Consider the following 11,839-nt stretch of genomic DNA (forward strand, 5'->3'; position numbering starts at 1 on the left):
ATGTTTTCGATTCGTGCCAGCTTTCCTTGCGTTCTTTGCCTTGTTCCACGTCTAGGTTGTTCCAGACGAACAAACTGATTGTTCCAGACGAACAAGCTGACAATTGATAGAAATGTTTTGCTGTTTCAGTGGTAGTGCGCGCTTTAGTGTGGCGGTATGTCAACTAGGAAGGGGTGACTATGAAAAAAGAACTTATTGGGGTTTGTGTTCTAGGTGTCGCGCTTGCAGTTGGAATTTGGTGGCAGTGGCCTGGAAAAGATGCGGGCTTGAATAGCGCTACTACTGAGAGCGCCGCTAGAAGCGCAGCTGTTGTTGCGAATGATAGGAGTCCGGGGCAGGAAGGTCGGCAGGGGGGCTGGCGTGGCGGCGAAGACTTCTTGATGGAGTTTCATCGCCTTAAAGGAGCTGCTGAGCAGGGCGATACTGTTGCTCAGTTGGGGTTGTCAGAAATCTACGAGAGGTGTGCTGGCTACGCTGCATCACCCGAAAAGTACGTGGAGGGGATAGAGTCACTGGCAACCGCAAATGAGAGCCAGCGAGCAGCTGTTGAGAATCTTGCGAAAAGAGTTTCGGAACGATGCAGGGCAGTTTCTAATGCTGGTTCATTCTCAGGCCTGGACTATCAAGAATGGTTGATGAGAGCTGCTCAGAGCGGAAGTTTGACTGCCAATGCTCGTTTGATGACACGCTCCTTCGAGACGCCTAACCCTGATAACGTAAAAAAAGTGGCTGATTTAGCCATTGCCGGTAAAGATGCGAAAGCATTGTTTGAGACCGGCGAGCTTATGGCGCGAGTCGAGGATAGTGGTGCGCTAGGGGCGTATCAGGCAGTTTCAGGTCCTGGTGTTGGGGCGTATGCGTGGGGAGTTGTAGCTTGCCGTATGGGCCTGAACTGCGGCCCGTCTTCGTTGATTATGGATTCTCTATGTCTTAACACAGGGAAGTGCAGTTATTCCTCCTATGAAGATTTTATTAGGGGGGAGTTTATTCCTCGCGGCGAACAGGTAAAGCTTGATCAGGCGATAGAATTTATCGTAAATAATGTCAATGGTTCGTCTAAATAATCAAAGGGATTTGAATGAAAAATCGCAGGCGAAGTCACTATTTTTTTGGGGCGGCCATTTTGTTTGCGGGAGTTGCAATTGCTGCCACTGTAAGTATCGATTCCCGATTTTTCCGTACAACATGGTGCCCGCGGCTAAGGAAAATACAATCTATAGCGCGAGTGGCGACCGTATCGCGGGTTTGACCGCATTAGCGGGAGAGTATCGATCACTTCATGGGGTATTGTCCCTGCCGCCGAATTCGATTGTGAAGGTGACTTGGCACGACGGCAGCAAGGAAGATGGCAAGGTCCTTTGCCTGGCAGGGACCGTATGTGTTCAACCTGTACCCGGTACTCAGCGGAATCCTAGCGGCGGTGGCGGTGGCGGTATTCCTCCTGGTGGCTGGGGTGAGGGTGGGATTGATTGGGACATGTGTTTCAACTCGCCGGGAGGGACTGGCTGTGTAGATGTCGGTGCAGGACCGAAGTGCGAAACTTTCCCATCTGAGTTGGTCTGTCCAATGGGATAGTGTGTGGGTGAGGAGTGGGGTATCAGACTCCCATTCAGCAGAGTGTCTATGGGCTGACATTGGTTGTTAGTCATCTTCAAAAGCTGACCAAGAAACTGACCAAACGCTGCCAATACATGCCCAAGCATGCCCTGTTGGTCCTCTGGAACGAAAAAGCCCGCCGGGCGTAAGTGCTTGGCGGGCTTCGTTTTTCTGTCTTTTTATCGGGGCTGGTAGTCAGCCTGTCGGCGACAGTGCACCCCCGGTAAGACGTTGATTCATGAGGGCTGTAGACGATGTTCTGACCACAGTCTCGCTGACGAAACGAATGCTACAAGGAAAACCCTGAACAGTCACCCGTGTGAATTGGGGTTGTGGCGGGTCTTTAGCAAAAGGCCGGTGCCGCTTACCAGACAGGCGGCGATGGTCGCGATGGATAGCGGCAGGCCGAACTGCTGGTTTCCTACGGCGGCAAAGCCGGCATGGAGCAGGGCGGTGAGAACACCAATGCCGCCGCAGAACTGGGCGTAGCGTCTTGCTTGTGGCGTGCTGAGAATGACCTGTCGATAGCCGTGGAGCAGCAGGCCAACTGCCAGCGCGTTGAACAGCAGGAAGCCTTGAATGCTGCCGGGCACATGGAACATGTCCCATTCGTGCCAGTACGCAGCGTCTATCTGGTGAACGATCAGCGACAGAAGTGTTGCGGTATACCAGCGATCCATCGTCAAAGCGCTCCTTGGTGGGGCCGCAGCCTAGCCAGTTATCTGCACAATACTTGCGGCTGCGACGTCGCATCAATTTGAAGGTGTCGAGTGAGGCTTAACGCCGCGCCGACCTTTCTGCGACGTTTGTCGCTGGACCATGCCCGCCATCAAGTTCGTGAAAGTGAGGGCCGTCATGCAGCAGTGCGGTTTGCGCAGCCTGCGATTGTTGGCGGGTGGCGTTGGGGCCGGGTTTCGGCGGCGCGCGTTGGCGCCCGTCATGTTGTATCTGGTGCTGACAGTTGTGGTGTTGATCACGGTGTGGCTTGGACGCAGCCATTGGCTGCAGCTTGCGCCGTTGGTGTTGCTGCTTTGTGGCGGGTTGCTAGGCTGGGTGCGGCAAGTGCGTCGACGCTGGCTGGGCGTCTATCTATTGGCGGCTGTGTTGCTGCTGTTGCTGCAGTCGTCTTGGTCCGGGCTTGCCCCTGCCGGGGTGGAGCGGGTAGCTATCGTCGCGATGGCCTTGGGCTTGGCTCAGTTGTTGGTTCATACAGTGCGGGTGCTGCGGTTCTCACGCGCGCTGCAGTTGCAGGTTGATGGTCTGGACGATGCTGTGATTCTTGCCTTGCTGACGCCTGAAGCTGCCGAGGACGCGCGGCAGTGGTTGGCTGGTGATGAGCGCAAAGCTGCTGAGCTGAGTGAAGTGGTCAGTCTGAGTGTGCTGTATGCGAGCTTGCAATCGCCCGGCACGCAACGCCGGGATCTGCGCCGGATCTTGATGGGTTAAAGCGTCTTGCGGAGGTAGATGCGCTCATGGCCGGGCGGAAAGTCTGGCAGGCGGCCGAAAACTTCGTAGCCGTGGCGCAGATAAAAGCCCTCCGCCTGCCAGTCGAAGGTGTCCAGCACCACGCTGTGTGCGCCTGCGGCCTTGGCCTGATGTTCGGCTTCCAGCAGCAACTGGCTACCCAATCCTTGGTCGCGCAGCTCCGGATCGACCCACAGCACATGGATGGCGAGCCAGCCTGCGCAGACGTCGCCGAACAATCCGCCGCGCAGGGTTCCGTCCCGGTCATGGCTGGCCAGCTGCAGTGGCAGCTCATCGAAACTATTGCCGCTGGCCTTGCGATTGAAGGCCAGCAGCTTTGCACAAAGCGCCTGCACATCCTGCGCGCTGGCTGCCTGCACCGCGCGCTGTGTCGACATCAGGCGTTGCGGTTGTGGGCACGCATCGCGCGCTGCTTTTCGCGGGCCCAGTCGCGTTCCTTGGCGGTGTCGCGCTTGTCGTGATTCTGCTTGCCCTTGGCCAGCGCGATCTCGATCTTGATCTTGTTCTTGCTCCAGTACATCGCGGTTGGCACCAGTGTGTAGCCATCGCGCTCGACCCGGCCGATCAGTTTGTCGATCTCGCGACGGTGCAGCAGCAGTTTGCGCTGGCGGCGGTCTTCCGGAATGGTGTGGGTGGAGGCCTGGATCAGCGGCGTGATCTGCGCGCCGATCAGGTAGATCTCGCCATCCTTCACATAGGCGTAGGCGTCGGTCATGTTGCCGCGACCGGCACGGATGGCCTTGACCTCCCAGCCCTGCAGCACCAGGCCTGCTTCGACCCGCTCTTCCAGGTGGTATTCGTGGCGCGCGCGCTTGTTCAACGAGATGGTTTTGTCGGCCGTCCCGTTCTTTGCTTTATCCTTGCTGTGTTTCGTGCTCATTTCCGTATTGTCTCCGATTCGGGGGCTCCCCGAACACTTTCTGTATTGCCATGACTACCATTCGTCGCAGCGCGCTGGTCGAACACTCCGCCGAGCGCATGTTCAACCTGGTCAATGATGTCGCCGCCTATCCTGGCCGGTTCCGCTGGTGTGACAAAGCGGAAATCCTGGAGCAGGGCGAGGAGCGACTGGTTGCCCGGCTGGATCTAGGGCTGGGTTCGTTCCGTACCTGGTTCATGACCGAAAACACCTTGCAGCGTCCGCACAGCATCGATATGAAGCTGCGCGAAGGCCCGTTCAAACGCCTGCACGGCCGCTGGGAGTTCCATGCCCTGTCCGAAAGTGCCTGCAAGGTCACCTTGGAGCTGGAGTTCGAGCCGACCTCGCGCCTGCTCGGGCCGGCTCTGGCGTTGGGCTTCCAGGGTTTGGCCGATCGCATGGTCAACGACTTCGTGCGTGTGGCCGATCAGGAAGCCTGAGTGATGCGGGTAGAGGTGGTACTGGCCTGGCCGGACCGTTACCAGCTGCGGCAGCTTGAGCTGCCGGAGGGCTGCACGGTCGCTGATGCGGTGGCCTCGGCGGAGCTGGATGGCGCTGCCGAGGCGGCGGCAATGGCGGTGCACGGCGTGCTGGCGCGTCCGCAGCAGTTGCTGCAGGACGGTGACCGGGTGGAGCTGCTACGCCCCTTGCTGGCTGACCCCAAAGAAAATCGCCGCCGGCGGGCGCGCGGCGGCGATTGACCCTGCGAAGGGGGCGCTGGATCAGCGGCCCTTCTTCTTGTCCTTGGCCAGGTTGCGGCCGAACTGACGCACGCTGTTACGGGCCAGATCGGCATCCTGGGTCGGGAAGTACTCACCTTCCCAGCGGGTAACCAGGTCGTTCTCGAAGAACACGACGAAGTTCTTCACTTCGGTCTTGCCCAGACGGTTCACGCGCTGGCTGGCGGTGTAGTCCCAGCGCTGGGCGTGGAACGGGTCAGCGATGGACGGCGTGCCCAGCAGCGCGTTGACCTGCTGCTTGCTTTGGCCGACCTGCAACTGCGCCACGGACTGTTCACGGATCAGGTTGCCCTGATAGATGGGCTGCTTGTAGATGATGCCGCAGCCAGTAGTGGACAGGGCGACAACGGCGATCAACAGGAGGTTGCGCATTAGGTAGGGCAGTTGAGGAAATCAGGTCGATGATACACTCCCCGGCACCCAGCGCGATCTGACCGGAGATAACTGGCGTTAAACCGCCAATGAACACGATGGCTATGGAATCCAATGACCTGCGCAAAGTCGGCCTGAAGGTAACGCATCCGCGGATGCGCATCCTTGCCCTGCTTGAACAGAACACCCCCCAACACCACCACCTCACCGCCGAGGACATCTACCGCCAGTTGCTTGATTGCGGCGATGAGATCGGGCTGGCCACGGTTTACCGTGTGCTGACCCAGTTCGAGGCGGCTGGGCTGGTCCTCAAGCACAATTTTGAAGGCGGCCAGGCGGTTTACGAGCTGGACCGCGGCGGCCACCACGACCATATGGTCGATGTGGACTCGGGCAAAATCATCGAATTCGAAAGCCCGGAAATCGAGGAGCTGCAACGGAAGATCGCGGCGGAGCACGGTTTTGAGCTGGAAGAGCACTCGTTGGTGCTCTACGTGCGTAAAAAGCGTAAATAAGGCTTTGGCGGCGCGGCCTTCGGGCTGTTGCTGTTGAATTGAAAACACCGGCCAGTGGCCGGTGTTTTTGTTTGTGTCTGGCCCTATGCCAAAGGCTAAGGGTTGGGATGTAGTGCCGAGCCATGCTCGGCAGGGGCTTTCCCAAGGCACTGTCAGGTCCGTTGTAGTGCCGAGCCATGCTCGGCAAGGGCCTCACCAGGCGGCGTTTCCGCTTTGGTATCCACCCCCTCCCTTTCGCGCAGCGAAGGGGGGCTGGGAGGGGTGCTTTTGGAGCGGAGCCTTAAGAGCCAAGAGCTACCCTCACCCCAACCCCTCTCCCGCAGGCGGGAGAGGGGCTTTAGAGCCACAGCTGCGGCCAAAGCCAAAGCCAGAGCCAAAGCCAAAGCCAGAGCCAGAGCCAGAGCCAGAGCCAGAGCCTCAGGCCTCCGTCAGCAACTTCCGCGCCGCCGCCCGTGCTTCCTTGCTGACTTCAGCACCGCCCAGCATGCGCGCCAGCTCTTCCTCGCGGCCCTTGGCATCCAGCAGCTCAACCGCGCTCTGGGTCATGCCTTCCACCGGTGCCTTGCTGACCCGGTAATGGGAATGGCCCTTGGAGGCGACCTGCGGCAAATGGGTCACGCACAAGACCTGACGACGCTCGCCCAGGGCGCGCAGCTTCTTGCCGACGATGTCGGCAATCGCGCCGCCAATGCCTGAATCCACTTCGTCGAAAACCATGGTCGGCACGGCGTCCATGCCCAGTGCGGCGACTTCGATGGCCAGCGAGATGCGCGACAGCTCACCGCCCGAGGCCACTTTGCGCAGGGCGCGGGCCGGCTGGCCGGCGTTGGCAGCGACCAGGAATTCGACCCGCTCGGCGCCATTCGGGTCGGGGCGCAGCTGTGCCTGTGGCTCCAGTTCGATCAGGAATTGGCCGCCGCCCATGCCCAGCTCGCCGATCAGTGCGGTGGTGGTATCGGAAAGGGAGGCGGCGGCCGCTCGGCGGCTGCTGGAAAGCGTCGCTGCCACGGTTTGCCAGCGGGCAGCGGCCTTGTCGATCTCGCCGGCCAGCTTGGCCAGGCGCTCGTCGGCGCCGCGCAGCTGCTCCAGCTCGGCTTCGAGGCGGTCGCGGGTGGCGGCCAGCTCTTCCATCGGCACGCGGTGCTTGCGGGCCAGGTCGTGCAGGCGGCTCAGCCGACGCTCGATGTCCTCGAAGGCTTCCGGGTCGCTGTCAAGGTCGTCCTGGACCCGGTCCAGCTGGGCCAGCGCCTCGTGCAGCTGGATGCCGGCGGCATCGAGCATGGCGTCGACCTCGCCCAGGCGGGCGTCGTGCTGGCTGACCCTGCCCAGCTCGTTTCGCACCTGCTGCAGCAGCGAGAGCAGGGACGGACCGTCTTCATCGCCATTGAGCAGGCCGCCGGCACGCTGGCAGGCTTCGATCAATGCGGTGGAATGGGCCTGACGGCGGTGGCTGGCGCCAAGCGCCGCGATGGCTGCCGGCTCCAGGTCTTCGCGCTGCAGCTCGCCGAGCTGGTGCTCAAGAAAGCCGATCCGGTCGGAGACGTCGCCTTGCTGCGACAGCGCATCGCGCTCATCCAGCAATGCCTGCCACTGGGTGCTGGCGTTGCGCACGGCGCCGCGTTCGGCCTCGTTGCGGGCGAAGGCATCGAGCAGGGCCAGCTGGCTGGGGCGCGACAGCAGCGCCTGTTGGTCGTGCTGGCCGTGGATCTCGACCAGGAAGCCCGCCAGTTCAGATAGTTGCGACACCGGCACCGGGCGGCCATTGATGAAGGCGCGGGAGCCGCCGTCGGCGCGGATCACCCGCCGCAGTTGGCATTGCTCCTCGTCGTCCAGCTCGTTGTCGCGCAGCCAGCTGCGTGCCGGGGCGCCGTCGTCCAGGCTGAATTCGGCTGACAGCTCGGCGCGGCTGGCGCCGTGGCGGACCACGCCGGAGTCGGCGCGCAGGCCGGACAGGAAGCCCAATGCGTCCACCATCAATGACTTGCCGGCGCCGGTCTCGCCGGAAACAACAGTCATGCCTGGCCCGAACTCCAGTTCGGTGGCGCGGACAACGGCAAAATCCTTGATCGATAGATGTCTGAGCATGGCGGGCAGGTCTAGGGGCCGCGCAAAACTAGCATGCGGGCTGGATAGGTCAATGTAGGACAGACGGTGACCGGCACAGATTAGGAACAAAGCGTCTCATGGAGTGAGCCGGAGCCTTGAAACTCTCGGTACAGCCCACATACGGGTCGGGGTAGGCGGCAGAACATCCGCCAAGGAACCGGAAATGAACCAAGAGCACACTGAATTCGACCCCGAGAACGCCGCCATGGGCGGTGACGATGCGCAGCACGATCAGATCGAGGCGCTGCGTGCCGAGCTGGAGCAGGTCAAGGCCGAATCGCTGCGTGAACGCGCCGACCTGGAGAACCAGCGCAAGCGCGTGGCCCGTGACATCGACCAGGCCCGCAAGTTCGCCAACGAGAAGCTGCTTGGCGACCTGCTGCCGGTGTTCGACAGCCTCGATGCGGGTCTGGCTGCCGCTGGCAGCGAGCCCAATCCGCTGCGCGAAGGTATGGAACTGACCTACAAGCAACTACTCAAAGTAGCCGCTGACAACGGTCTGGTCCTGCTGGACCCGGCCGGCCAGGCCTTCAATCCGGAGCACCACCAGGCCATCAGCCAGGTGCCGGCGCCGGCGGGCGTGGCCCCGGGCGCGGTGGTGACCGTGTTCCAGAAGGGCTACCTGCTCAACGAACGCCTGCTGCGGCCGGCGTTGGTTGTTGTGGCCCAGGCCGACTGATCGGCCGCGCTGGCTGGCCGCTGCCTAAACCGGGCGCGGTCGCCGGCAAACAGTGTTCCGGGGATGACTTGAATGTCATCAGGTCCTTCCCCATATCCCATTCATCCCCGGCGGCTGCCGGCAAACGAATCTCAGGAGTCCCCCATGGGCAAGATCATTGGTATCGACCTCGGCACCACCAACTCGTGCGTGGCGATCATGGACGGCGGCAAGGCCCGCGTCATTGAAAACTCGGAAGGCGATCGCACCACGCCCTCCATCGTCGCCTACACCAAGGACGGCGAAGTGTTGGTGGGTGCCTCGGCCAAGCGTCAGGCCGTCACCAACCCGAAGAACACCTTCTACGCGGTGAAGCGCCTGATCGGCCGCAAGTTCACCGACGCCGAAGTGCAGAAGGACATCGCCCACGTGCCGTACGCCATCCTGGCGCATGACAACGGCGACGCATGGGTACAGACCAGCGATGCCAAGAAGATGGCACCGCAGGAAATCTCCGCCCGCGTGCTGGAAAAGATGAAGAAGACCGCCGAGGACTTCCTCGGTGAAAAGGTCACCGAAGCGGTCATCACCGTGCCGGCCTACTTCAACGACAGCCAGCGCCAGGCGACCAAGGACGCAGGCCGCATCGCCGGTCTGGACGTCAAGCGCATCATCAACGAGCCGACCGCTGCTGCCCTGGCCTATGGCCTGGACAAGGGTGACAACAAGGATCGCAAGATCGTTGTCTACGATCTGGGCGGCGGCACCTTCGACGTGTCCATCATCGAGATCGCCAACGTCGACGGCGAGAAGCAGTTCGAAGTGCTGGCCACCAACGGTGACACCTTCTTGGGCGGCGAAGATTTCGACAACCGCGTCATCGAATACCTGGTTGAAGAGTTCCAGAAGGACCAGGGCATCGACCTGCGCAAGGACCCGTTGGCCCTGCAGCGCCTGAAGGACGCCGCCGAGCGCGCCAAGATCGAGCTGTCGTCCGCGCAGCAGACCGAAGTGAACCTGCCGTACGTCACTGCAGACGCTTCCGGTCCGAAGCACCTGAACATCAAGCTGACCCGCGCCAAGCTGGAAAGCCTGGTCGAAGAGCTGATCAAGAAGTCGATCGAGCCGTGCCGCGTTGCGTTGAATGACGCCGGCCTGCGTTCGAGCGACATCAGCGAAGTGATCCTGGTCGGTGGCCAGACCCGCATGCCGAAGGTGCAGCAGGCTGTTACCGAGTTCTTCGGCAAGGAACCGCGCAAGGACGTCAACCCGGACGAAGCCGTGGCACTGGGTGCTGCGATCCAGGGCGGCGTGCTGGGCGGCGACGTCAAGGACGTGCTGCTGCTGGACGTGACCCCGCTGTCGCTGGGTATCGAGACCATGGGTGGCGTGTTCACCAAGATCATCGAGAAGAACACCACCATCCCGACCAAGGCCTCGCAGACCTTCTCGACCGCCGAGGACAACCAGTCGGCCGTGACCGTGCACGTGCTGCAGGGTGAGCGCGAGCAGGCCCGTTACAACAAGTCGCTGGCCAAGTTCGACCTGTCCGGCATCGAGCCGGCACCGCGCGGCATGCCGCAGGTCGAGGTGTCCTTCGACATCGACGCCAACGGCATCCTGCACGTGTCGGCCAAGGACAAGAAGACCAACAAGGAACAGAAGGTCGAGATCAAGGCCGGTTCGGGTCTGTCCGAGGAAGAGATCGCACGCATGGTCGCCGACGCGGAAGCCAACCGCGAAGAAGACAAGAAGTTCCAGGAGCTGGTCCAGGCCCGCAACCAGGCTGACGGTCTGATCCATGCCACTCGCAGCGCCATCACCGAGCATGGCAGCAAGGTTGGCGGCGACGTGATCGGCAAGGTTGAAGCCGCACTGGCCGATCTGGAAACCGCGATGAAGGGTGACGACAAGGCGCAGATCGAAGCCAAGTCGAAGTCGCTGGAAGAAGCCGGTCAGGCGCTGTTTGCCGCCGCTTCGGCTGGTGAGCAGGGCGGTCCGGCTCCGGGCGGCGATGCCGGTGCCCAGTCTAATGACGACGTGGTGGACGCTGAGTTCACCGAAGTCAAGGACGACAAGAAGTAAGCAAGGCCGGTGTTGTACCTGGGGATTCGGGATTCGGAACAACTGTTCCGGCTTCCGGATCCCCTTCCGGTATCTGCAATACCAGGCTTTCCGTCCCTGATTTCCAACCCCGATTACAGAACCTCATGTGCCAATGAAACGCGATTATTACGAAGTACTGGGCGTAGCCCGCACCGCCACCGATGAAGAGCTGAAGAAGGCCTATCGCCGTTGCGCGATGAAGCACCACCCGGACCGCAACCCGGGCGATGCTGCTGCTGAAGCTGCCTTCAAGGAGTGCAAGGAGGCGTACGAAACCCTGTCCGACGGCAATAAGCGGCGCATGTACGACGCCCACGGCCACGCTGCGTTCGAGCACGGCATGGGCGGTGGTGGTGGTCCGGGTGGTCCGGACATGAACGATATTTTCGGCGACATCTTCGGCAATATCTTTGGCGGAGGTGGCGGCGGTCCGCGTCAGCCGCGTCGCGGTGCCGACATCGGCTACGTGATGGAGCTGGACCTGGAAGAGGCGGTGGCCGGCGTTGAACGCCGCATCGAGATTCCGACCCTGGCCGAGTGCGGTGATTGCGACGGCAGTGGCTCGGAAGACCGCAAGGTCGAGACCTGCAATGTCTGTGGTGGTCGCGGCCAGGTACGCGTGCAGCGCGGCATCTTCGCCATGCAGCAGGCCTGCCACAACTGCGATGGTCGCGGTCAGATCATCAGCAAGCCGTGCAAGACCTGCCATGGCAATGGCCGTGTCGAGGAAGACAAGGTGTTGTCGGTCAAGGTACCGGCAGGCGTTGATACCGGCGACCGCATCCGCCTGCAGGGCGAGGGCGAAGCCGGCCCGGCCGGCGCACCGGCGGGTGACCTGTATGTGGAAGTGCGCGTGCGTGAGCATGCCATCTTCACCCGTGATGGTGACGACCTGCACTGCGAAGTGCCGGTGCGTATCTCGCAGGCCGCGCTGGGCGACGCTATCCGCGTCGCAACCCTGGGCGGCGAAGCGGAAATCCGCATCCCGGCCGAGACCCAGACCGGCAAGCTGTTCCGTCTGCGCGGCAAGGGCGTCAAGTCGGTGCGCAGCCGCACCGAAGGCGACCTGTATTGCCGCGTCGTGGTGGAAACCCCGGTCAACCTGACGGCCGAGCAGCGCAAGTTGCTGGAGCAGTTTGAAGCTACGTTCATCGGCGAAGAAGCGCGCAAGCACTCGCCGAAGTCGGCGACCTTCATCGACGGCGTAAAGGGCTTCTGGGAACGCATGAAGTCCTGATGCGTAACCTGTAGTGGGGGGGGGGGGGGGGGGCCGGGCGCGGGGAGGGAGCGGGCGGGGCGGCGAGGAGGCCGGCGGGGGACTCAAAGAAAACACAAATAGCCC

Annotated in this window: 13 protein-coding genes; 8 read left to right on the forward strand and 5 right to left on the reverse strand. The window is 61.7% G+C overall.

Going from position 1 to position 11,839, the window contains the following annotated elements:
- Positions 1-179: 179 nt before the first annotated feature.
- Positions 180-1,064 carry a hypothetical protein gene (locus ACVOMF_RS06275; protein ID WP_481508494.1) on the forward strand — a complete coding sequence of 295 codons (885 nt, stop codon included), beginning with the start codon at positions 180-182 and terminating at the stop codon, positions 1,062-1,064.
- 843 nt (positions 1,065-1,907) lie between these two features.
- Here the strand turns inward: ACVOMF_RS06275 and ACVOMF_RS06280 are convergent.
- Positions 1,908-2,276, reverse strand: coding sequence for a DUF6713 family protein (locus ACVOMF_RS06280; RefSeq protein WP_481508495.1), 369 nt, complete (start codon positions 2,274-2,276; stop codon positions 1,908-1,910).
- Between the two features lie 259 nt (positions 2,277-2,535).
- On the opposite strand from ACVOMF_RS06280, the gene ACVOMF_RS06285 reads away from it, so the two are divergent.
- Positions 2,536-3,042 (forward strand): hypothetical protein, encoded by a 507-nt coding sequence (locus ACVOMF_RS06285; protein WP_481508496.1) that lies wholly within the window; start codon positions 2,536-2,538, stop codon positions 3,040-3,042.
- Here the strand turns inward: ACVOMF_RS06285 and ACVOMF_RS06290 are convergent.
- Positions 3,039-3,458 (reverse strand): GNAT family N-acetyltransferase, encoded by a 420-nt coding sequence (locus tag ACVOMF_RS06290; RefSeq protein ID WP_481508497.1) that lies wholly within the window; start codon positions 3,456-3,458, stop codon positions 3,039-3,041. The genes ACVOMF_RS06285 and ACVOMF_RS06290 overlap by 4 nt on opposite strands.
- Entirely contained in the window at positions 3,458-3,961 is a 504-nt protein-coding gene (gene smpB, locus ACVOMF_RS06295; protein ID WP_481508498.1) for an SsrA-binding protein SmpB, read from the reverse strand. Before smpB ends, ACVOMF_RS06290 begins: the two co-directional genes overlap by 1 nt.
- A gap of 50 nt (positions 3,962-4,011) precedes the next feature.
- On the opposite strand from smpB, the gene ACVOMF_RS06300 reads away from it, so the two are divergent.
- Positions 4,012-4,440 carry a type II toxin-antitoxin system RatA family toxin gene (locus ACVOMF_RS06300; protein ID WP_481508499.1) on the forward strand — a complete coding sequence of 143 codons (429 nt, stop codon included), beginning with the start codon at positions 4,012-4,014 and terminating at the stop codon, positions 4,438-4,440.
- Between the two features lie 3 nt (positions 4,441-4,443).
- Positions 4,444-4,701, forward strand: coding sequence for an RnfH family protein (locus ACVOMF_RS06305; protein ID WP_481508504.1), 258 nt, complete (start codon positions 4,444-4,446; stop codon positions 4,699-4,701).
- Between the two features lie 21 nt (positions 4,702-4,722).
- On the opposite strand, the gene ACVOMF_RS06310 is transcribed toward ACVOMF_RS06305, so the two are convergent.
- Positions 4,723-5,112: an outer membrane protein assembly factor BamE gene (locus tag ACVOMF_RS06310; RefSeq protein WP_303746661.1), complete on the reverse strand. Its 390-nt coding sequence runs from the start codon at positions 5,110-5,112 to the stop codon at positions 4,723-4,725.
- A 104-nt stretch (positions 5,113-5,216) separates the two neighbouring features.
- Here ACVOMF_RS06310 and fur point away from each other — a divergent pair, with 104 nt between their 5' ends.
- Positions 5,217-5,627: a ferric iron uptake transcriptional regulator gene (fur, locus tag ACVOMF_RS06315; RefSeq protein ID WP_282271992.1), complete on the forward strand. Its 411-nt coding sequence runs from the start codon at positions 5,217-5,219 to the stop codon at positions 5,625-5,627.
- 417 nt (positions 5,628-6,044) lie between these two features.
- On the opposite strand, the gene recN is transcribed toward fur, so the two are convergent.
- The gene (gene recN / locus ACVOMF_RS06320; protein ID WP_481508500.1) at positions 6,045-7,712 is read right to left on the reverse strand and encodes a DNA repair protein RecN; all 1,668 of its coding nucleotides are present in this window, start codon (positions 7,710-7,712) and stop codon (positions 6,045-6,047) included.
- A gap of 184 nt (positions 7,713-7,896) precedes the next feature.
- Here recN and grpE point away from each other — a divergent pair, with 184 nt between their 5' ends.
- From grpE to dnaJ, 3 genes are all read left to right on the forward strand, one after another.
- Complete coding sequence (gene grpE / locus ACVOMF_RS06325) at positions 7,897-8,412, forward strand: nucleotide exchange factor GrpE (protein ID WP_481508501.1); 516 nt, start codon at positions 7,897-7,899, stop codon at positions 8,410-8,412.
- 144 nt (positions 8,413-8,556) lie between these two features.
- Positions 8,557-10,476, forward strand: coding sequence for a molecular chaperone DnaK (dnaK, locus tag ACVOMF_RS06330; RefSeq protein ID WP_303746658.1), 1,920 nt, complete (start codon positions 8,557-8,559; stop codon positions 10,474-10,476).
- Between the two features lie 133 nt (positions 10,477-10,609).
- A complete protein-coding gene (gene dnaJ / locus ACVOMF_RS06335; RefSeq protein WP_296246235.1) occupies positions 10,610-11,734 on the forward strand; it encodes a molecular chaperone DnaJ in 1,125 nt (374 codons plus the stop codon).
- Positions 11,735-11,839 lie beyond the last annotated feature (105 nt).

The sequence above is a fragment of the Stenotrophomonas sp. STEN022 genome, assembly GCF_056760155.1.